This is a genomic window from Salmonella sp. 741265073_HBA, assembly GCF_046569105.1.
GTDB classification, from domain to species: domain Bacteria; phylum Pseudomonadota; class Gammaproteobacteria; order Enterobacterales; family Enterobacteriaceae; genus Salmonella; species Salmonella enterica.
In genome coordinates, this window is sequence record NZ_JBKFRY010000004.1 from 295,862 (window position 1) to 315,773 (window position 19,912).

Annotated in this window: 25 protein-coding genes and 1 pseudogene; 4 read left to right on the forward strand and 22 right to left on the reverse strand. The window is 53.2% G+C overall.

The window, feature by feature from the left end; all coding sequences use genetic code 11:
- Window positions 1-180 precede the first annotated feature (180 nt).
- Complete coding sequence (gene yodD, locus ACLD3P_RS08770; RefSeq protein ID WP_000844798.1) at window positions 181-408, reverse strand: YodD family peroxide/acid resistance protein; 228 nt, start codon at window positions 406-408, stop codon at window positions 181-183.
- Between the two features lie 128 nt (window positions 409-536).
- Here yodD and dsrB point away from each other — a divergent pair, with 128 nt between their 5' ends.
- Window positions 537-731: a protein DsrB gene (gene dsrB / locus ACLD3P_RS08775; protein ID WP_000867218.1), complete on the forward strand. Its 195-nt coding sequence runs from the start codon at window positions 537-539 to the stop codon at window positions 729-731.
- Window positions 732-769: 38 nt separating this feature from the next.
- On the opposite strand, the gene rcsA is transcribed toward dsrB, so the two are convergent.
- The 14 genes from rcsA to fliF form a co-directional block, all read right to left on the reverse strand.
- On the reverse strand, window positions 770-1,393 hold the full coding sequence (gene rcsA / locus ACLD3P_RS08780) for a transcriptional regulator RcsA (RefSeq protein ID WP_000103971.1): 624 nt from the start codon (window positions 1,391-1,393) through the stop codon (window positions 770-772).
- Window positions 1,394-1,674: 281 nt separating this feature from the next.
- Window positions 1,675-2,469, reverse strand: a complete 795-nt coding sequence (gene fliR, locus ACLD3P_RS08785; protein ID WP_000616953.1) for a flagellar biosynthetic protein FliR — start codon at window positions 2,467-2,469, stop codon at window positions 1,675-1,677.
- A gap of 8 nt (window positions 2,470-2,477) precedes the next feature.
- Window positions 2,478-2,747 carry a flagellar biosynthesis protein FliQ gene (gene fliQ / locus ACLD3P_RS08790; RefSeq protein ID WP_000187355.1) on the reverse strand — a complete coding sequence of 90 codons (270 nt, stop codon included), beginning with the start codon at window positions 2,745-2,747 and terminating at the stop codon, window positions 2,478-2,480.
- 9 nt (window positions 2,748-2,756) lie between these two features.
- A complete protein-coding gene (gene fliP, locus ACLD3P_RS08795; protein ID WP_023231005.1) occupies window positions 2,757-3,494 on the reverse strand; it encodes a flagellar type III secretion system pore protein FliP in 738 nt (245 codons plus the stop codon).
- Window positions 3,494-3,871 carry a flagellar biosynthetic protein FliO gene (gene fliO, locus ACLD3P_RS08800; protein WP_000978276.1) on the reverse strand — a complete coding sequence of 126 codons (378 nt, stop codon included), beginning with the start codon at window positions 3,869-3,871 and terminating at the stop codon, window positions 3,494-3,496. Before fliO ends, fliP begins: the two co-directional genes overlap by 1 nt.
- Window positions 3,871-4,284, reverse strand: a complete 414-nt coding sequence (gene fliN / locus ACLD3P_RS08805) for a flagellar motor switch protein FliN (protein WP_001282111.1) — start codon at window positions 4,282-4,284, stop codon at window positions 3,871-3,873. The genes fliO and fliN overlap by 1 nt, the downstream gene beginning before the upstream one ends.
- Window positions 4,281-5,285, reverse strand: a complete 1,005-nt coding sequence (gene fliM / locus ACLD3P_RS08810; protein ID WP_000502811.1) for a flagellar motor switch protein FliM — start codon at window positions 5,283-5,285, stop codon at window positions 4,281-4,283. Before fliM ends, fliN begins: the two co-directional genes overlap by 4 nt.
- Window positions 5,286-5,289: 4 nt before the next feature.
- On the reverse strand, window positions 5,290-5,757 hold the full coding sequence (fliL, locus tag ACLD3P_RS08815; RefSeq protein WP_000132169.1) for a flagellar basal body-associated protein FliL: 468 nt from the start codon (window positions 5,755-5,757) through the stop codon (window positions 5,290-5,292).
- Between the two features lie 104 nt (window positions 5,758-5,861).
- Window positions 5,862-7,085, reverse strand: coding sequence for a flagellar hook length control protein FliK (gene fliK, locus ACLD3P_RS08820; RefSeq protein ID WP_131046123.1), 1,224 nt, complete (start codon window positions 7,083-7,085; stop codon window positions 5,862-5,864).
- Window positions 7,082-7,525 (reverse strand): flagellar export protein FliJ, encoded by a 444-nt coding sequence (fliJ, locus tag ACLD3P_RS08825; protein WP_000046981.1) that lies wholly within the window; start codon window positions 7,523-7,525, stop codon window positions 7,082-7,084. The genes fliK and fliJ overlap by 4 nt, the downstream gene beginning before the upstream one ends.
- Window positions 7,526-7,546: 21 nt before the next feature.
- A complete protein-coding gene (gene fliI / locus ACLD3P_RS08830; RefSeq protein WP_000213257.1) occupies window positions 7,547-8,917 on the reverse strand; it encodes a flagellar protein export ATPase FliI in 1,371 nt (456 codons plus the stop codon).
- Window positions 8,917-9,624, reverse strand: coding sequence for a flagellar assembly protein FliH (gene fliH, locus ACLD3P_RS08835; RefSeq protein ID WP_000064158.1), 708 nt, complete (start codon window positions 9,622-9,624; stop codon window positions 8,917-8,919). Before fliH ends, fliI begins: the two co-directional genes overlap by 1 nt.
- Entirely contained in the window at window positions 9,617-10,612 is a 996-nt protein-coding gene (gene fliG / locus ACLD3P_RS08840) for a flagellar motor switch protein FliG (RefSeq protein WP_000067735.1), read from the reverse strand. The genes fliH and fliG overlap by 8 nt, the downstream gene beginning before the upstream one ends.
- The gene (fliF, locus tag ACLD3P_RS08845) at window positions 10,605-12,287 is read right to left on the reverse strand and encodes a flagellar basal-body MS-ring/collar protein FliF (RefSeq protein ID WP_001276832.1); all 1,683 of its coding nucleotides are present in this window, start codon (window positions 12,285-12,287) and stop codon (window positions 10,605-10,607) included. Before fliF ends, fliG begins: the two co-directional genes overlap by 8 nt.
- Before the next feature lie 216 nt (window positions 12,288-12,503).
- Between fliF and fliE the strand changes: the two genes are divergently transcribed.
- The gene (gene fliE, locus ACLD3P_RS08850; protein ID WP_023197111.1) at window positions 12,504-12,818 is read left to right on the forward strand and encodes a flagellar hook-basal body complex protein FliE; all 315 of its coding nucleotides are present in this window, start codon (window positions 12,504-12,506) and stop codon (window positions 12,816-12,818) included.
- Window positions 12,819-12,938: 120 nt separating this feature from the next.
- Here fliE and ACLD3P_RS08855 read toward each other — a convergent pair whose 3' ends face one another.
- The 3 genes from ACLD3P_RS08855 to yedE form a co-directional block, all read right to left on the reverse strand.
- Complete coding sequence (locus tag ACLD3P_RS08855) at window positions 12,939-13,325, reverse strand: hypothetical protein (protein WP_131046295.1); 387 nt, start codon at window positions 13,323-13,325, stop codon at window positions 12,939-12,941.
- Window positions 13,326-13,589: 264 nt separating this feature from the next.
- Window positions 13,590-13,823 carry a sulfurtransferase-like selenium metabolism protein YedF gene (yedF, locus tag ACLD3P_RS08860; protein WP_000790504.1) on the reverse strand — a complete coding sequence of 78 codons (234 nt, stop codon included), beginning with the start codon at window positions 13,821-13,823 and terminating at the stop codon, window positions 13,590-13,592.
- Window positions 13,820-15,025 (reverse strand): selenium metabolism membrane protein YedE/FdhT, encoded by a 1,206-nt coding sequence (yedE, locus tag ACLD3P_RS08865; protein ID WP_001531105.1) that lies wholly within the window; start codon window positions 15,023-15,025, stop codon window positions 13,820-13,822. Before yedE ends, yedF begins: the two co-directional genes overlap by 4 nt.
- Before the next feature lie 185 nt (window positions 15,026-15,210).
- On the opposite strand from yedE, the gene yedD reads away from it, so the two are divergent.
- Window positions 15,211-15,624, forward strand: a complete 414-nt coding sequence (gene yedD / locus ACLD3P_RS08870; RefSeq protein ID WP_000754694.1) for a lipoprotein YedD — start codon at window positions 15,211-15,213, stop codon at window positions 15,622-15,624.
- 39 nt (window positions 15,625-15,663) lie between these two features.
- Here the strand turns inward: yedD and amyA are convergent, their stop codons facing one another.
- The 4 genes from amyA to fliD form a co-directional block, all read right to left on the reverse strand.
- Entirely contained in the window at window positions 15,664-17,148 is a 1,485-nt protein-coding gene (amyA, locus tag ACLD3P_RS08875) for an alpha-amylase (protein WP_131046121.1), read from the reverse strand.
- Window positions 17,149-17,219: 71 nt separating this feature from the next.
- Window positions 17,220-17,588, reverse strand: a complete 369-nt coding sequence (gene fliT / locus ACLD3P_RS08880) for a flagella biosynthesis regulatory protein FliT (RefSeq protein ID WP_000204899.1) — start codon at window positions 17,586-17,588, stop codon at window positions 17,220-17,222.
- A complete protein-coding gene (gene fliS / locus ACLD3P_RS08885) occupies window positions 17,588-17,995 on the reverse strand; it encodes a flagellar export chaperone FliS (RefSeq protein ID WP_000287764.1) in 408 nt (135 codons plus the stop codon). Before fliS ends, fliT begins: the two co-directional genes overlap by 1 nt.
- Window positions 17,996-18,009: 14 nt before the next feature.
- Window positions 18,010-19,413, reverse strand: coding sequence for a flagellar filament capping protein FliD (gene fliD / locus ACLD3P_RS08890; protein ID WP_000146808.1), 1,404 nt, complete (start codon window positions 19,411-19,413; stop codon window positions 18,010-18,012).
- 256 nt (window positions 19,414-19,669) lie between these two features.
- On the opposite strand from fliD, the pseudogene ACLD3P_RS08895 reads away from it, so the two are divergent.
- A pseudogene (locus ACLD3P_RS08895) lies at window positions 19,670-19,912 on the forward strand (flagellin FliC); the annotation flags it as partial.

The window sequence follows — 19,912 nt, forward strand, 5'->3', positions numbered from 1 at the left end:
TTGCTACCGAACTATTAGCGCGCTTAATCATTCATGTAAAAAATATTTACTTGTCATGCAAAAAAATTGCAGATAAGGTAAATCTCACATCAGATTTCCTGGTGTAACGAATTTTCAAGTGCTTCTTGCATAAGCAAGTTTGATCCCGACCCGTAGGGCCGGGATTTTTTTCGGCCATTTTTAACGGTTTACTTCTGTTACACTAAAATCATGAATATCCAGCTCGAATGCTTCAGCTAATTCATGCCATGTATGATATTCCCGTCCGTCTACGCTCACCCGCTCAGGATCTTCCTGGCTACGGTGAACCTCGCTTTCGCTGATTTCATTGATGGCCGCCAGTAGCGCATCTACATCGACGCTCACTTCGCGCTTGGCCGTATCACTGTACTCTTTTGCCGTTTTCATCTTCACTACCTCACGGGTTCCTGACAGCCTAAGTATAGACCGTTGAGAAAACCAGCAAACACGCCGGCAAGGCGCTGTCAGACGCAGAAAATTGTTCTACACTGGCACAAAGCGACAGGAGGAAAATGATGAAGGTGAATGATCGGGTAACCGTTAAAACGGACGGCGGTCCCCGCCGACCGGGCGTGGTACTGGCAGTGGAAGAATTTAGTGAAGGCACAATGTACCTGGTTTCGCTGGAGGATTACCCGCTCGGCATCTGGTTCTTCAATGAGTCAGGTCACCAGGATGGTATTTTTGTCGAGAAGGCGGAGCAGGACTAATTGAGCCGGACTGGAGGTACATTGCCAGTCCGGATGTCTCAGCGCATGTTAACAAAAATGCCGTTAGTGACGTTATCTGTCAGCCGTACTACGTGATAGATCACTTGTTTATTATGCGTTTTTATCTTTCTTTTTATATTCCCCTTATGGGAGGATACTGTTTTTGCTTTAATATTCATTCTGTCAGAAATCTGAATGGTTCCCTGACCTTCCATCCACATTCGCAACATGCTGGATTCAGTTCGACTTAACGATAATGTTGGTAAATTTATGGTTCCTGAAATACCCGACTCTTTTTTCAGAATATCGCCAAGAATGGTATCCAGCGAGTCAGGTTTAATCGATTTTGAGCTAATCAATAAGTTTTTTCTTACTAATAAATATTCATCAAAATGCACATTAGCAATTGCCATAAAAACAATAAATAACGTGTCAGGATGTTGATTAATGATTTGCTTTATTTGTTGACTGTCTGAAGGCGTATGAATGAAACAGTCCTCATTAATAAACACCACCGAAGGCTGATGCGCGCCACAAGCGATAGCGAGTTCGTCAACGGTTTCGATGTCGTTGATTTCCCTTTTTTTCACCCCTCTGCTGACCAGATACCCGCTTAACCCTAGCCGGGTGTAACTGCATAAATCCATAATAATCGTTGACATGGCATACCCTCACTCAATGCGTAACGATAATTCCCCTTACCTGAATAACTCACCATAATCAGACGGAACACGAATAGTCACCTTAGACAACGCTTACGCGGTTTTTCAGGCGAACTTACTATCCCGTAAAGTTACATATAATTTGCCAGGAATCATCTTAAAGTAAAGTGAATGTTGCGTTATGTGAGTGAAGTAAAAACAAATAAGGGGCAGCGGATATATCCTGGTGAATGTTTTTTAAAATTTATTTTCGGATAAACCTTAGTAAAACAGGATAAAAATTATGGGTTATTATTTATCGGCATCTCGCTAACAATATCAGCAAGCAAATTGAAAATTTCGCTGAATAAATGTTCGCAAAACGGCGCAATTAATGGCATTAGCGCGGCCATCAGCATAATGCCGACGGTGAGGGTAAGCGGGAAACCGATAACAAATATCGAGAGCTGCGGCGCCATGCGGTTTAATAGCCCCAGCGCCAGGTTGAGCGTAAGCAGGAGGGTAATGACCGGCAATGCCAGCATCAGTCCGTTTAAGAAAATGAGCCCTCCGGCCCTGGCGAGCGCCATAAATGCATTACTGTTCACCGGGTTACTCCCGATGGGCAGAGTGTGGAAGGTATCGACCAGCAGCGAAATAAGCCACAAATGGCCATTAAAGGTGAGAAACAGTAGCATGGCGAGCATATCCATAATACGCGCCAGAACCGGCATATTCAGGTGGCTGCCCGGGTCGACGAAGGTGGCAAAGGAAAGCCCCATTTGCAGACCGATAAACTCACCTGCGGTACGCACCGCCGCAAAGGCGAATTGCATGGTAAATCCCAGCGCAATACCGATCAGAATTTGTTGCATCGCCAGCCATAAGGCGGCAATAGAAAAAAGCGGCGTATCGTTTGCCGGTAGCGACGGCGCGATAACGAGGGTAATCATTATTCCCAACCCCAGTTTTACCCGCTTGGGAATAGCGCGCTCGCTGAGGATTGGCGCCGTTGAAATCAGCGCCAGTACGCGCAGCAAAGGCCAGAAATAGAGATGCAGCCAGTATAGCCATTGCTCGCTTGTAACCTGAATCATCGTTCTGTTTATCCGATGATATAAGGTAAATTGCTGAACAGAGTGCGTACGTAGTCCAGCAGCAGGTTGAGCATCCACGGGCCGGCAACGATAATTGCGATGAATACCGCGACGATTTTAGGGATAAACGACAGCGTCATTTCATTAATCTGAGTCGCGGCCTGCAAGATACTGATAATGAGGCCGGTAATCAGCGCGACGAGTAACAGCGGCGCAGCCAGGGCGAGAGCGACTTTCATCGCCTCGGTGCCCATCATCATGACGGATTCAGGAGTCATTTTGCGCCTCTAACTGTAAAAGCTTTGGGCCAGCGACCCCACAAGCAGTTGCCAACCATCGACCAGCACAAACAGCATCAGCTTAAACGGCAGGGCGATTGTCGCTGGCGGCACCATCATCATCCCTAACGCCATCAGTACGCTGGCGATCACCAGGTCGATAATCAAAAAAGGGATGAAAATCGTAAAACCGATCTGAAACGCCGTCTTTAATTCGCTGGTGACATAAGCGGGCAGGAGGATACGCATCGGTACTGCTTCCGGTCCCTGTAACGGACCGCTATTGGCCAGACGGGCAAACAGCGCCAGATCGGCTTCGCGGGTTTGGCGCAGCATGAACGCGCGTAACGGTTGCGCGCCTTTATCCAGCGCTTCCTGCATAGAAATTTTCTGCTCGCTAAACGGCTGGTAAGCATCCACGTAAATCTTGTCAATGACGGGCGACATAATAAAAAAGGTCAAAAACAACGCCAGTCCGAGTAACACCTGATTTGGCGGTGCCGAGGGCGTGCCCAGCGCGTTACGCAACAAGCCAAAAACAATGATGATACGCGTGAAGCTCGTCATCATCAGTAAAATCGCCGGCAGAAACGTCAGCGAGGTGATGAAAACCAGCGTCTGGACGGATAATGACCAGCTTTGGCCTCCGCCCGCTAATGGTTGGCTGATAAGCCCCGGCAGTTGCGCAGCGACGGCGGGACTAAAAAGCCACAGACCCGCCAGAGAAAGGAATAACAAACGGCGCATCAGGATCTCCCGGAACGCTTGAGTAAGCTCTTCATCATGTTCTGGAAATCCGCCGGTGGGGCAACGGGCGCTTCCGTGTCATTCTCCGCGGGCGGGAGGGTGTGCAGCAGGTTGATCTGCGAGGCGGTCACGCCCAGTACCAGGCGCGCATTTTCGACCTCGACAATCACCACGCGTTCGCGCGGGCCAAGCGAGGCGCTGGCTGACACCTTGAGTCCCCGGACGCTATTTCCTTTGGGCGCGAATCCCATACGCTTAATCACCCAGGCCGCCGCCAGAATGAGCGCAATAATGCCAATTAATGCGCCGCTCACCTGCATGAGCGGCGATCCGGCTGGCGCGGTGGGCTGAGAAACCGTGGCCTCTGTCTTCATCATTAACGACTCAAACGACGCATACGCTCGGATGGCGTAATAATATCGGTGATACGTACGCCGTATTTATCCGCCACGACGACCACTTCACCCTGGGCAATCAGGTAGCCATTAATCAGGATATCCAGCGGCTCGCCCGCCAGCCCGTCCAGCGCGACGACCGACCCCTGCGTCAGACGCAGCAGTTCTTTAATGGTCATTCGCGTGCGGCCCAGCTCTACGGTCAGTTTGACCGGGATATCCATAATCAGATCGATATCCTGCATAGCACCGCTGACATCGCCGCCGCCAAGCTGTTGGAAAACCGCGTCGGCGGCGCTTTTATTGGTGGTCGCTTTTTGCTCGTTTAACGCGTCAGCCCACAGATCATCCAATGCGCCAGTATTCTCATCGGACGGATTATTCATGTCACTCATTTGGGCTGTTCCTCATTCAGCGAATTCAAAATTGGGTTGATCAAATGTTCTACGCGTAGCGCATACTGTCCGTTTACGGTGCCATATTGGCTGGTGAGTACCGGAACGCCGTCCACATGAGCAATAATGCGGTCGGGTTTTTCAATCGGCAGTACATCGCCGGGTTTCAGCTTCAAAATCTGGGAAAGACGTAACGGAATATCGGCAAAATTGGCCACCAGCTCCAGTTCAGAGTGCTGAACCTGGCGTACCAGGTTATCACGCCAGTTCTGATCTTCATGGCGCGAGTTTTCCAGCGGCGGATTCACCAGCAGCTCACGCAGCGGCTCGATCATGCTAAATGGCAGACAGATGTTAAATTCACCGGTCAGATTGCCGATCTCCACATGAAACGGCGTATTGACGACGATATCGTTCGGCGAGGTGGTGATATTGGTAAATTTCACCTGCATTTCGGAACGCACATACTCCACCTCCAGCGGATTAATGGCTTTCCATGCGTCGCTATAGCCTTCCAGCGCCAGTTTCAGCATACGGTTGATGACACGCTGTTCCGTATGGGTAAACTCGCGGCCCTCGACTTTGGTCGGAAAACGACCGTCGCCGCCGAACAAGTTATCGACGGCAATAAACACCAGACTCGGCGAGAACACCACCAGCCCGGTGCCGCGTAGCGGCTTCAGGTGGATCAGGTTCAGGTTGGTCGGTACCGGCAGGTTACGCGCAAATTCGTGATACGGCTGAATACGTATGGCGCCCACGGTAATATCCGGGCTGCGGCGCAGCAGGTTAAATAATCCCATCCGGAACTGGCGTGCGAAACGCTCGTTAATAATCTCCAGCGCCTGCAAGCGTTCACGCACGACGCGACGCTGGGTATTGGGATCGTAAGGGCGAATATCGCTATCGCTTGCGATACCGGGAGTGGGTTCGTCTTTGGTGTCGCTGTCGCCGTTCAACAGCGCATCGATTTCAGCCTGAGAAAGAATACTATCGCCCATATCGTTACCGCAGAATAAAAGCTGTATAAAGCACGTCAGTGACGACCTGTTTTGGTTGTCCGGCAACGAGCGGCGCGGCCAGCGTCTCTTTAATGGCGGCAATCAGTTTTTGTTTGCCAGCTTCTGTTGAGAGCTCGGCGGCATTCTGACGGGAAAACAACAACAGCAGACGGCTGCGCACTTCCGGCAGATATTCATTTAATCGCGCGCGCGTCGCTTCGTCTTTCAGACGCAGGGTCACGCCGATATACAACACGCGATCCGCATCGCCCAGATTGACGGTAAACGTATCCAGCGCAAAAAATACCGGCGCGGGCGGCGGAGCCGGTTCCGCTTTAGCGTTCGTGGTCGGTTGCTGCTGCATACGCCAGTAGCTATAACCGGCGGTCGCGCAGGCGGCGAGGGTAATCAACACCAGCAAAGGTATCCAAATCGAGCGTTTGCTCTTTTTGTTAATCGCGGAGTCAGTCATCTGATACGGGCTTCCTGTTTCGGTACTGCTTATTGGCTGATTATCCCGTGTCCTGTCCACGACAAAGCGTGGAAAAGACGCGGATAATCATGCTACCTCTGGCGTTAGGCGAAGATATCCACTGCGCCATTGCCGCGCGCGGCGGCCTGAAGCGAGGCCGGCGCCGCTAACGCTATGTCATCTTCAGCGCCAAACGCGTCCGGGTGTTGGGCGCGGGCAGACTGTTGTTGCGATGAAGACTGCTGCTGTCCGGCAAAGCTTTCGCTACTGATACTGCTTTGTCCCAACTGAATGCCGCTTTCCGCCAACTGAGTGCGCAACATGGGCAGGGCGGCTTCCAGCGCGGCGCGGACATGGCTGTGCGGCGATACCATCTGGAGCTGCGCCTGATTGTCATCCAGCTTGAGCGAAATATGCACCTGACCTAACTCTTCCGGATGCAATCGAAGCTGCGCGCTTTGCTGTCCCTGACGCGTAAATAACATGACCTGCTGACTGAACGTTTGCTGCCATTCATGGCTGCCTAACGGCGCGCTGAGTACCGGGGCTGAGGCGACAGGTAGCGGTTGCGGTTGCGCCGTGGCGCTGCTGAGCGTCGGCATTGCCGCGCCATGCGTTACTGGCGCGAGTGGGCTATCCACCTCCACTTTCGCGCTGGTCGCGACGGCAGCGACCACCAGCGGCGTCAGTGCTGGACCCGTGGCGCGATCGTCGCTGGCGCGCGCAAGCGACGCCTCGGTTTTCCCTTTTTCGTGCTCGCTAAAAGAGAGCGTATGTGTCTCTTCCTGCGGCGCCGATGGCATGTCGCTGCGCAACAGTGACGGCAAGGCGATGTGATTTTCAGCCGGCGTCTCTCCGGCGACAGGCGTCGCGACAGGTTGTCCGGGCAGCATGGCGAATAAGGCGCTCAGACTGGCAAGCTCCTCATCGCTCAGCGCGGGCGTTTTCTCATCATGCTGCGCCGTTTTACTCAATGCGGCCAGAGCGCTGGTTTTCAACGATGGCGTTAGCGTAGACAGTAGATGCTGCGCTTGTGTCAGATCGGTAAGCGTTTCATCCGTCGCATTCGCTTTTTGCGCCAGCAGGTCGGCAAGCTTCACCGCCTGGCCCGGCTCGCCATGTTGGGTCAGTAGCTCTTTCGATAACTTGCCGCTTGCCGCCTGTAAATCGGCCAGCGTGATGCGGGCGTCTTTGCCCTGTGCGCCGTCTGCGCCTAACGCGCCCGCCAGTAGCGCCAGAAAGTCCTCGGCTGAACCGGTGGTTTTTCCTGACGTCAGACCCGCGGTCATGTCGGTATCGGTGGTGATCAGTTGGGGCAGGGTGATCATTCGGGTTTCCTCATTGCTGCACGCTGAGCAAATTCATCCATCTTTTTCTGATCCATGCGGTTTTCAGCTAACAGCGCTGCCGCGGTTTGTCGGTCCTGTAAGGTTTGCCAAGCCTGAAGTCGCTGCTTTTTCTCACGCCAGCTCTTCAGCGCCAGGTCGACTTTTTGCGTCCACTGCGTAAGCTGGAGGCGATGCTGCTCTATCGCCTTTTCCAGTGTCTGAATAAACTGCTGATAGTTGATCCAGCGATTACTGGCGATGCCGTTGCCCATATCGGTGTTCAAATTACTGCGATACTCATTCTGATAATCGATCAGCATTTTGAGCTGTTCTTCCGCCTGTTGGCAGCCGCGACGCATTTCGCCCAGTAAACGCGCCGCGTCATCTACCTCTTTTTCGGCCAGATCTTTGAGTGTTTCCAGAGCGCCATGTTGTGCCATGATCGTCGCCCTCCTGCTTTATCACACCGTCGGGAAAATTAAATCGAGCGCCTGCAGAGAGTCCTCCCAGTCGGCCCGTTCAAAAATGCCTTGCTGTAAAAACGCTTCCAGTTGCGGCCATAAGGTAATGGCTTTATCGAGCATCGGATCGCTGCCTTTGGCATAGGCGCCGACGCTGACCAGATCGCGGTTACGCTGGAAACTGGAAAGCAACTGTTTAAATAGCCGTACCCGCGCATAGTGCTGCTCGGTAATGAGCGCGGTCATCGCCCGGCTGATTGACGCCTCGATATCAATGGCCGGATAGTGCCCGGCCTCCGCCAGACGGCGGGACAAGACAATGTGCCCGTCGAGGATTGCGCGTGCCGAGTCGGCAATGGGATCTTGTTGGTCGTCCCCCTCGGTCAACACGGTATAAAACGCGGTGATAGAGCCGCCGCCGTGGATGCCATTACCGGCACGCTCGACCAGCGCCGGCAGCTTTGCGAACACCGAAGGCGGATAACCTTTGGTGGCTGGCGGTTCGCCGATTGCCAGCGCAATCTCACGCTGCGCCATCGCATAGCGCGTCAGCGAATCCATAATCAGCAACACATGCTGTCCGCGATCGCGAAAATCTTCGGCGATACGGGTGGCATAGGCGGCGCCCTGCATCCGCAGCAGCGGCGAGACATCCGCCGGGGCGGCGATCACCACCGAACGCGCGCGACCGTCGGGGCCGAGAATATTTTCGATAAAATCTTTAACTTCGCGGCCACGTTCGCCGATAAGTCCCACGACAATCACGTCCGCCCGCGTGTAGCGCGCCATCATGCCAAGCAGAACCGACTTACCGACGCCGGAACCGGCAAAGAGTCCCATACGCTGACCGCGCCCTACGGTTAACAACGCGTTGATAGCGCGTACGCCGGTATCCAGCACATGTTCGATTGGCGTTCGCTGTAGCGGGTTAAACGGCGGCGTGATTAACGCGCCGGTTTCCAGCGTATCCGGCGCAGGCAGTCCGTCGAGCGGTTTACCGCCGCCATCCAGCACCCGACCAAGCAGGGCCGGGCCGAGCGGTAACTGTTTGCCGCTTTGCAGACCGTCGCCATGCCCGTTACGGGCGTAAACGCGGGCACCGGGCAGAATGCCTTCGACCTCTTCCAGCGGCATTAAAAACAGACGCTGGCCGTTAAAACCGACGACTTCCGATTCCACCTCTTTGGTTTCAGGACCGTCCTGGCGCTCAATAATGCAGGTGGCGCCCAGCGGAAGCTGGAGACCGGTGGCCTCCAGTACCAGGCCAGTGGCGCGGGTTAAACGTCCATAACGACGCACCGCCGGCAATAACGCCATTTTTGCTTCAAAGTTATCGAGCGCGGTAAGCCAGCGGGTCAAACGCGTGGTCATCAGAGCACTCCCGGTGCCGCCAGGCGACACAACTCTTGCCAGCGAGTAGCGACGCTGGCGTCCAGATCGCCTTCATCGGCGGAGACTTTACATCCGCCGTGATGCAACGTTGGGTCCCCGCGTAACCGCCATCCGTGAAGGCTGAGCGTGGCGCCCAGCATCTCTTCCACCCGCTGTAAGTCGTCCGGATGCACGCGCAACTGCGGCTTGCCGCTAAAGAGCGGCTCTTGCTGCAACAGTTGTTGGATCTGTTTAATCAGCGCTGAGTTGTCCACCGCCGGCGTTTGGCCGATGACCTGACGCGCAGCCTCCAGGGCCATTTGCATCAGCCGTGAGGCGATAACGCTATCGAGCGCGTCAAGCGTGTTCTGAAACTCGCTCACTAACTGCTGCATACGGGCATGAATCGGCGCCTGCTGCGTCTGCGCCTGGGCTTGCCCTTGCTCCAGCCCCTGCGCTAACCCTTCCTGGTATCCCTGTGCGTGTCCTTTTTGCCGTCCCTCCGCCAGCCCGGCATTATAACCTTGTTCATGGGCCTGTATTTTTAGCTGCGCCAGCTCCTGTTCCAGCTGCTGTTCGGCAGTGAGTTCGGGCTCCGGCGTATCGTCTGTCAAGGTCACGTTATCAGCCTCAACCGGCACAAACGTCTCCGGCGGCGGGGCGAGATCGTCGGGGGTCCAGACTTGCCACGGCAATTCATTAGACATAGGTATCCTCGCCGCTGCCAATCACCATTTCGCCGGTTTCCGCCAGACGACGCACAATAAGCAGAATCGCTTTCTGCTCGTTTTCCACCTGAGACAGACGAACCGGGCCACGGTTGGCAAGGTCGTCGCGCAGGATATCGGCGGCGCGCTGGGACATATTGCGCAGGAACTTCTCGCGTAATGGCGGTTCGGCGCCTTTCAGAGCGATCAGCAGCGATTCGGAATCCACTTCCTGCAACAGACGCTGGATACTGCGATCGTCCACATCCACCAGATTTTCGAACAGGAACATCTCGTCGATGATTTTCTGCGCCAGTTCGCCGTCGAATTCGCGCACAGCGGTAATAACCGCTTCTTCCTGCTGCGTTTTCATCAGGTTGATAATTTCCGCCGCGGTTCTTACGCCGCCCATTTTGCTGCGTTTCAGGTTCTGACCGTCGAGCAGGCCATTCAGCACTTCGGTCAACTCCGCCAGTGCCGCCGGCTGTACGCCGCCAAATGTCGCGATACGCAGCATCACATCATGACGCAGACGTTCGTCAAACAGCGCCAGAATATCGGCGGCCTGACTGCGTTTGAGGTGGACCAGAATGGTGGCGATAATCTGCGGGTGTTCATCGCGAATCAGGTCGGCGGCGCTCTGCGGTTCCATAAAGTTGAGCGTTTCGATACCGCTGGTGGTATCGCGTGTTTCCAGAATATCTTCCAGCAGGCTGGAGGCGCGTTCTTCGCCCAGCGCTTTAACCAGTACGGAGCGCAGGTATTCGTTGGCGTTAATATTCAGCGCGGCGAACTGCTCCGCTTCTTGCTCAAACTCTGATAGTACGTCCGTCAGTTGTTTGTTGGAGATCTGACGCACGTTAGCCATCGCCGTACTTAGCGCCTGCACTTCGCGGGTGGAGAGGTGCTTAAACACCTCTGCCGCCCGGTCTTCGCCAATGGTCATCAACAAAATGACGCTTTTATCGGTACCGCTAAGATTACTCATGATCGTTACTCATCCACTGGCGAATGACCAGCGCCACCACGCGCGGATCGTTGTCTGACATTTCGCGAATACGCTGGCTCATCACCTCAGCGCCCAGACGCTGGTTAGCCCGGCGTTGCTGGAGCTGCTCGTCTTTGCTAAGGCGTACTTCCACGGCTTCTTCGGTTTCCTGGCGAACCTGTGCCTGTTCCTGCGCCGCTTTCGCTTCTTCAACACGGCGCGTCAACTGCGGACGTACCGCTTTGCGCCACAGAATCCAGGCCACCACCAGTACCAGCAACCAGCGACCTGCCGCGAGCAACTGATCGATAAAGGACTGCTGTTGCCAGAAGGGCAGTTCGCCGCCGGTGTTATCCACTGCGCTAAACGGTGAATTCACCACGTTTAGCGTATCGCCGCGTTTATCAGAAAAACCCATCGCTTCACGGGTTAAATCCTCGATCTGTTTCATCTGATCGGCGGTCAATGGCAGCGGTTTGCCATCTGCCAGCGTTTTGTAATTCACCACGACGGCCACGGAGAGACGCTCAATATCGCCCACATTCATTTTGGTGTGACGAATGGTGCGGTCCACTTCGTAGTTACTGGTTTCATTACGCTGTGTATTGCGCGGGCCAGCACTGTTACTGTTGGTACTGGTGCTGGTTTGTGGCGTATTCTGCGCGTTTTGTTGATTGGTCGGCGGCGTGGCGATCGGCGCCTCGTTAGGCGGCGCTGGTTGGTTCGACAGCGCGCCAGGCACGCCGCCGGGATAGCCCGCGCCTACCTGTTCGCTAATATTCAACTGACGTGAACGCAGGGTGGCCTTCGACGCATCGCCGTTCGGGCTGTAGTGCTCTTCCGTCTGTTCTTTATTGGCAAAATCCAACTGGGCGGTTACCTGAGCGTGAACATTACCGTTCCCGACGATAGGCGACAGAATGGCTTCGATACGGCGTTGGATGCGGCTTTCCACATCATTAGCAAATTTTAATTGCGCGTCATTAAGGTCGCGACCGCTGGTATTGGATTGCGTGAGCAGATGACCGGATTGATCGACCAGAGTGACGTTTCCTGGCGGCAAACCGGCGACAGCGCTGGAAACCAGATGTACCACGGCGCTAATTTGTCCTTCATCCAGCGCCCGTCCCGGTTCCAGTGTGACGGTGACGGAGGCGGAAGGGGATTTTTGTTCCCGCACAAATAGCGACGGCTTTGGCATCGCCAGGTGAACGCGGGCGCTTTTTACCGGACCCAGCGTCTCGATCGTCCGGGCCAGTTCACCTTCCAGCGCGCGCTGATAATTCACCTGCTCGCTGAACTGACTGATACCGAATTTTTCCTGATCAAGCAGTTCAAAGCCTACCGCGCCGCCTTTAGGCAGCCCCTGCTGTGCCAGACGCAGACGCAGTTCATGCACTTTGTCGGCGGGCACTTCAATCGCGCCGCTGCCATTGGCAAAGCGATAGGGGATATTCATCTGGGTCAACTGCGCGACGATCGCGCCGCCGTCCTGATCGGAAAGGTTGCTAAATAGCGTGCGGTAATCGGGCGTTTTAGCCCACAGCACCATCGCAACGACGATCGCCACGGCGGCGGAACCCGCCACAATTAACGGAATTCGGGGATTCGCGCGTAGGCGATTAAGCCACTCGAGAGGTTTAGGTTGGGTTGCAGTCGATGCAGTCGCACTCATCTCGCACCTCGTGACTGATCGTGGACGGCGTTTTTTGCAAAGTGGAACAAGACTCACTCCCGGGTCAGCAAACTCGAAAAATTGACGGTCTCATTATTTGTGGTTTCGAATTTTTCTATGCGCTAAAAACCGAGGTTTTTTATCGTTATTTAACGCCTTTATCTTATTGACAAGCTGGTAATCTCTGCTGCGTAAAAAATCATCCAGGGGAATAGCATGGCAGCAATACAGGGGATTGAAGGGGTTATTAGCCAGTTACAGGCGACGGCGATGGCCGCGCGCGGGCAAGACACGCACTCGCAGTCGACGGTGAGTTTTGCCGGCCAGCTACATGCTGCGCTGGATCGTATTAGCGACAGACAGACGGTGGCGCGCGTTCAGGCGGAAAAATTCACTCTGGGTGAGCCGGGCATTGCGCTTAATGACGTAATGGCCGATATGCAAAAAGCGTCCGTCTCCATGCAAATGGGGATTCAGGTGCGCAATAAGCTGGTCGCCGCGTATCAGGAAGTCATGTCCATGCAGGTTTAAGCCAGAGCTGACAACACATCCGCAGCGAACTCCCGGGCGCTTACCTACGTCAGCGGCGGGGGACGCGACGCCCATGCAACCAGTGCGTGATTATGTGGGCTTGTTTTTTGCGAGGCGCGCTCATTTTATTGATAAGCGGGTTGCACATTGTTGCAGGGACTTATTAAAAATAGGGTACGCCTGTTTACTGACGCCATTCATTCCTACTATTCGTTCTGATGCTATTGTCATTGAGTTTGCAATCCAGAATGTTCCTGCAATATATGCGCCGTTGCGATAATACACGGTAAATTCTTTACTAATACCTGGAATATCTGTTTCATGGAGATCCAGTATATACCCATACGGGGACAGATTATCAGCGAGACAGCGGGCAATGGCGCTCGGATGTGCATTGACCACTGTGACGGGTGAGTAACGGGCAGCGGCAAGACAGACGACTCCAATAATGGAGATGAAAATAAATTTTATCATTTTTTTGGCTTCTGCTGTGCATAAATAAATCATCACCTGATAATGTCAGTGAGTAAAAATATAAATACCTGATAGTCTTTTATGGCGTAGAGGGAAAATAATAATTATTTTATGTTTTGCTTAAAATAGTCATGGGTTTTTCATCGGCTCAGTCAAAATTAAAACGGTATACGTTATATAATAGATTTATGCCACGGCGCACAAGACGACCTTGTCTGATTTCTTTTATGCGTTTTAGATTTTTGCCGGTTACGCCGTAAAAGGTCTCCCGCCGTAACGTACAGCGGGAGTATGCGCTTATTTTTGAATCAGATAACGAATTGTCGGGCCATCCTGTTGGATATCCAGCACCGTATAACCGTGATTGCGCGCATCCAGTGGAATATTATTAATGGACTGCGGACAGTCGCTCACCACCTCCAGGATCTCACCTTTTTTTAACTGCGGCATCGCTTCCAGAGTGGCGACCGCCGGGTACGGACAAGGTTCGCCAACCATATCCAGACGGTAATCAGGGACGATATTTTTCATACAGATTCCTTAGCAGGCGTCAGCCCCGCACGGCGGAAAAAACGTTTTTCCCAGCCGATAATTAACATCAGCGCGGCAAATAATAACAGGTAGGTGACCAGCAGACCGCCCAGCGGACCAAAGGTATTCAGCAGGTTAACTTTATCCCAACTGGTCGCCAGCGCGGGCGCGAAATCATCCCAGTAGTAAGCCAGGATGGTCGAACCGATGACATTGCCGAGGCCTACCCACCAGTAATGCACCTGGCCTTCTACGGCGCGGTACATCCAGCCGGTTTCGCAGCCGCCCGCCAGCACGATGCCAAAACCGAACAGCAGTCCGCCAATGACCGCATTCGGGCCAGCCCACATAATTTTAGGTGCAACGCCCAACTGCACGTAGCTGAAAATACCAATGGCGCTGACCGCCATGCCGAAAATAATCGCTTTCGCCATATGGGCGCGTCCGGAGATCCACAGATCGCGAAAGGCCGAGGTAAAGCAGATTTGCGCGCGCTCGATCAGCAGCCCAAACCCGACGCCGAACAGCATCGCCAGCCCCAGTTTCGGCTGATGCATTGCCGTTAATAACGCCCAGCCAATCATGCCGATAAAGACCAGCATACCGAGCCTGAAACGCCGTCTTGCCTGATCCGGTTTCTGCGTCAGTGGCGAAGCCGCGGAGACCTTTTGCATTTTCACCGGTATGCGAAATATCGGCAGCAACGTAAAGCGGGCGCCGAACCAGGAACCGATAGCGGTCGCCAGCGCAAAGAACCACGCGTGTAGGGAGAACTGCGGGATTCCGGTAAAAAAGGCGGCCAGGTTACACCCCATCGCCAGACGCGCGCCGAAGCCAGCGATCATGCCTCCGACCACCGCCTGTACGATACGGATTCGGCTGCGCGGCATACGCAATTTTACGTTGTTGGCCCACAGCGCTGCGGCGAAACAGCCGCCGAACATGCCGAGGATCATCATGCCGTCGATACGCGTCAGCGGCGTACCTTCCAGATGAATCAGCTTGTAGTAGCCCCACTGTTCGGCATGAACGCCAAAAAGCTGCAAAATTTGCCCGCCCCAGCGGGTAAATTCGCCCGTCACGGCCCAGAACGTGCCGGTGATGCCAAAATAGTAGGTAGAGAGAATACCGGCTGCGATCACCGCAGGGGCCGGCGCCCAGAATTTAATTAACCAGGTTTGCTTGAAGTGTTGCCATGACATGTGTTTAGCCTCTGAACTCAGAAGGTGTGAAACAAGAAGTGCGCATACTACACCGATCACAGAATTTGCCTACACCTAATAAGCGGTAATACCGACTGGATCAAATTGCGGTCAGCGCCTGGAAAGGCTGGCGGCGTCAGGGCTTTAATGCCACAATTCCTCTTTCTTCTGATGCAGGATGAATGATGAAAAAAGTAGCGATCGTTGGCGCATTGCTGGTTCTGGCCGGATGCGCCGAGGTGGAAAACTATAATGATGTGGTGAAAACGCCCGCGCCGGCCGGTCTGGAAGGGTACTGGCAGTCAAAAGGCCCGCAACGTAAGCTGGTGAGCCCTGAAGCTATCGCCAGCCTGGTGGTGACTAAAGAAGGCGATACGCTGGACTGCCGCCAGTGGCAGCGCGTTATTGCTCTGCCGGGCAAGCTGACCATGCTCTCCGATGACTTAACCAATGTTACGGTTAAGCGTGAGCTCTATGAGATTGAGCGCGACGGGAATACCCTGGAATATGATGGCATGACGCTGCAACGGGTCGCTCGTCCGACGCCGGAGTGCGCCGCCGCGTTAGAAAAAACGCCGCTGCCGACGCCGCTGCCATAATTTCGCTTCCCGGCAGCGCTCTGCCGCCGGGAACGCTCATCACACGTCCTCAATGATCCACACGCTGACGCTGCCTGCGTTGCAGAAGAACGTCGCTTCGCCTTGATCATTAGTTACAACATGCTCACTGCGGTTTCCCAGAAAATCACGCCAGGTCTTGTTAGCGTAATTGTCGCCGAGCAGGAGGGTTTTTTCGCCGTCGTCGCCATTGGAAAGTACGACCACACAGCCTGGATTCTCTTCAGTACCGCTGCGACTAAAGGCGATACAGTTAGGATGATCGAAAAAGAGAGTTTGTATACCGTGCGCAAAACGCTGACGAGCAAGGATCAGCCGATCCAGTTGGTTAATCACCGGCATGTCGACCCGACAGGTCTCGCCATTTTCGCCGCTATCCTCATAGCTGGCGCCGTATAAATCGGGATAAAACACTGACGGTACGCCGTTTTCACGCAGCAGGATCAGCGCATAGGCCAATGGTTTGAACCAGGGTTCTACCGGCGCTTCCAGCGCCTGTAACGGTTGTGTATCGTGGTTAGCGACCAGCGTCACCGCATGAAAAGGGTCGGCTTCTACCAGCGTGCCGGTGAATATGTGGCGCATGTCATACTCCGCGCCCTGGCGCGAGGCTTCATGAAATTTCATCTGCAACGGCGCGTCGAACAGCATGGTTTTCCCGTCGACCTGATCGATGTACGTTTGCAGTTTATCCACTTCATGCGACCAGTATTCTGCGACAATAAACAGCGGTTTTGGTGCAACCGCCTGTACATGCTCAATCCATTCTTTATAAAACCAGGCGGGTATATGTTTTACCGCGTCCAGGCGAAAGCCGTCACAGTGGGTTTGTTCCATGACCCAACGAGCCCAATATTTAATCTCTTCCGTAACCGCGTGATTGCGAAAATCGATATTTTCACCCATCAGATAGTCAAAATTACCCATCTCATCATCAACCTGATCGTTCCAGCCATCGCCGGTATAGTCATTGACGATCTTAAAAATGCCGTCTTCGTCGGGATTCTCGATGTGATCAATGCCGCTGAAACAGTGATAGTCCCAAATAAAGTTGGAATACTGGCCCGCGCGGGCAGGGAAGGTGTAGCGCGTCCAGCCTTCGCATTCAATGATGTTGTCATCGATTTGCGTGCGGTCATCCTGATTCACGCGCTGAACGCGAATACGTTCTTTTTCGTCTGCCCCCATTTTGTGGTTCACGACGACGTCGAGCAGCACCGCAATATTATTTTTTTTGAGCGCGTCTATCGCCGTCAGTAACTGGCGTTTATCGCCGTACTTTGTCGCGATAGTTCCTTTTTGGTCAAATTCGCCGAGGTCAAACAGGTCGTAGGTATCATAGCCTACGGAATAGCCGCCGGAGGCGCCTTTACAGGCGGGCGGTAGCCAGACCATATTGATACCGATATCATTCAGCCCATCAGCACGTTCCGCCAGCTCAGGCCAGAGTTTACCGCCGTCGGGATAATACCAGTGGAAGTACTGCAATAACGTGGGGTTTTTCATCTTCCGTGCTCCAGAAGTCGTTTAGCCGACCTCTGGAGTATGGAAGAATTTTCATACGAGACGGGAAAATATTATGAGGCGCCAGGCGCATCTGGCACGAGTAACATACCGGAAAGACGCCCATAAGCGTTGTTGAGTGATTTTTGGCGGGTGGATTGTCCGATCAAACTACTGAGTTCATCCAGTCGCTGTTGCAGCAGCCCTTTCAGGAGCTGCTCATTATCCAGCGTTTGTTTGATGTATCCGGCGACCATATCCTGAATACTTCGCGTAATGCCCGGTGGAGTTTGCTTTTCCATCACCGTTTCAATACTTTGTAGATAGGAGACCTCTTGTTGCAGTAAGAGATCCCATTCACCTCGCTGCGCAAGTTCAAGCAGCGATTGACTGAGCAGCGCAATACGCTGCCAACGGTTGATAAACTCCACGGTTGAGGTCATTAACGAGACTCCTGGAAAGATGCTTTCGGTGAAATCTGTTTCCAGGCTTCTGCAATATTGCTGAGTAACCCTTCCACTTCTTCGATGGCCTGAGCGTCGTTACGCAAATTAGCCTGCAGTAAACGGCGAATCATATAGTCGTATAGCTCGGAAAGATTCGTCGCAATCTCACCGCCTTTTTCCTGATCGAGACCGGCTTTCAGCCCGTTATCGATAATATTGATGGCTTTGCTTAACGCTTCACCTTTCGCGACAACATCGCCTTGTTCTAAAAACAGGCGAGCGCGCACCAGAGCGCTATTCGCGCCATCAAACAACATTTCAATCAACTGATGCGGGCTGGCGCTCATCACGGCGCTTTCCACGCTGACTTGCGCATAAGCTTTGATACCGCTCGCGGTGTACATGGTGACCTCTGTTATCAGGACTTGTTCATAGCTGTAAATTGCTGGGTCAAATAACTACTGGTGTTATTCAGCTTACTCATCATGGTATCCAGTTGGGTAAACTGGGCCTTGTAACGGGCAACGGTTTCATCGATGCTGTTGCTAACGGACAGGTACTGTTTCGTCAGGCTTTTCAGCGTGGCGTTAACGTTGTCCTGCGCATTATCAATAATGCCGTCATCCGCCAGATAACTTTTCACTTCGGTGGCAATTTTGGTGGTGATCCCCGTTTCTTTACCATCGCCCACCAGCAGCTCACGCGCTGCGGCTGTATTATCTTTCAGTACTTTGGTCAGCTTATCATCATCAATCTTCAGTTTGCCGGAAGTCCCATCCTGGGTGATGCCAATTTCCGCCATTGTTTTGAACGCAGAATTACTGCCGCTATTGGCAAATTGTGCCCGAATCCCGGTCTGGATAGTACGAACCACACTATCGCCTAACAGCGCGCCGTTTTTATCGCTGGCTTCTTCGCCCGGCTCAACGGCGGTATATTTAGTTAATGAGCTAAAGGTATCCACCAGCGAGTTATAGGCATCCACCCAGGATTTAATCGCCTCTTTCGCCTTGGTATCATCTTTCGTTACCGTCACGGTCGCGTCGGTCACTTTCTTCGTCAGGGTGAGCGTAAGCCCCTGAGGGGCGTCGGTTACGGTATTGCTCTGACGCTCAATGTCGATGCCGTTTACGTTCAGCTTCGCGTTTTCTGCTTTCACCAGCTCTTGCATGTTGCCGGTATTGGTGGTGCTGTCATAAGCGAGTAGATCGTTAAGTTTTGTATCGCCTTCCACCGTGATCTTCATCGTATTGTCGGTACCGCTATTGGCGGTAAGCACCAACTGGAATTCGTTCTCTTTGACCTTAACGATACTGGCGGCGATACCGCTGTCGGCGTCATTGATGGCGTCACGGATCGCCTCCATGGAGGTGTCGCCTTTATCCAGCTTAATTTCCAGCGGCTCTTTACGTCCCGGCTGTTCAATTTTAATTGTCCGGGACGTGACCGACGTATCGCCCAACTGCTCTTTGGTGGTTGCGAAGGTGGTTTTTGTCGCCAGCGACTGTGCGGCGGCAAGCTGGGTTACGCTAATCTTATAAGTCCCTGCGGCAGCGCCAGCGGTAGTACTGACTTTGAGATCCTCCGTCGTGCTGGACGCCACGGTAGACTTAAATAAATCCGCTTTATTTAACGCGGTATTTGCCGTCTGGAATTTTTCTAATGCGCTTTTCAATGTGCCATAAGCGGTTAGCTTTGCCGAATTCGCGCTCTGCTGTTTGGTAATTGGCGTTAAGCGTCCTTTTTCGTTCTTTGTCAGGTCTGTCAACAACTGGTCTAACGGTAAGTTTGATCCCACACCTAATGATGAAATTGAAGCCATGCCTTCTTCCTTTTTGATTGCAAACAGTAGTTAAGCGCGTTATCGGCAATCTGGAGGCAAAGTTTAATGATAATTTTGCAAAAATAATGCGCGGAATAATGATGCATAAAGCGGCTATTTCGCCGCCTAAGAAAAAGATCGGGGGAAGTGAAAAATTTTCTAAAGTTCGAAATTCAGGTGCCGATACAAGGGTTACGGTGAGAAACCGTGGGCAACAGCCCAATAACATCAAGTTGTAATTGATAAGGAAAAGATCATGGCACAAGTCATTAATACAAACAGCCTGTCGCTGTTGACCCAGAATAACCTGAACAAATCCCAGTCTGCTCTGGGTACCGCTATCGAGCGTCTGTCTTCCGGTCTGCGTATCAACAGCGCGAAAGACGATGCGGCAGGTCAGGCAATTGCTAACCGTTTCACCGCGAACATCAAAGGCCTGACTCAGGCTTCCCGTAACGCTAACGACGGTATCTCCATTGCGCAGACCACTGAAGGCGCG